This is a genomic window from Faecalibacterium sp. DFI.5.82 (assembly GCF_029076575.1).
Taxonomy (GTDB): Bacteria; Bacillota; Clostridia; order Oscillospirales; family Ruminococcaceae; genus Faecalibacterium; species Faecalibacterium duncaniae.
This window is the reverse complement of sequence record NZ_JARFIS010000048.1, coordinates 1-537: the sequence shown is the minus strand read 5'-3', so window position 1 is coordinate 537 and position 537 is coordinate 1. Positions and strand designations below refer to the sequence as shown.

The 537-nt window shown below is 46.0% G+C and carries 1 protein-coding gene; it reads right to left on the bottom strand.

The window, feature by feature from the left end; genetic code table 11:
* A partial coding sequence (locus tag P0G09_RS15495) for an AAA family ATPase (protein WP_275253095.1) occupies positions 1 to 537 on the bottom strand: 537 nt, incomplete at both ends.

The window sequence follows — 537 nt, the reverse complement described above, 5'->3', positions numbered from 1 at the left end:
ACGTTTCTTCGTTCAGAAGCTGGTTCAAAAAATGCTGCCGATTATTTACAAATGTTTTGGTGATAACGTAGCTGTCCGTATCTTCATACTGACAAGGATGAATCGTGCCATTGTCGAAGCTAAAAATCTCAGCATCAGGCATTCCGAGGAGAATGGGTGAATGTGATACGATAATGAATTGCGCCCCTTCTTGGGCACACCGATAAATGTTGATCAGTAACGTGAGCTGCCGCTGCGGGGATAAAGCGGCTTCCGGCTCGTCAAAAATATAGACTCCATCTGCACCCATGTAGTCCTGCGCAATGGCGAGGAAACTTTCACCGTGTGATTTTTGGTGATAGCCTTTGGAGGGATGATCGTCATCGGAATAGTCGATTTCCTTGGTGGCTACATTATAGAAACTCTCTGCTCGGAGAAAATACCCGAACTTTGGTCTGCGATACCCCTTGGAAATCGTCATAGCCTCACATAGTTCCGAATGGGAGTTGTATGTGGAAAATGAATAGTTCTTCGTTCCACCCTCTGCGTTGAAGCCGT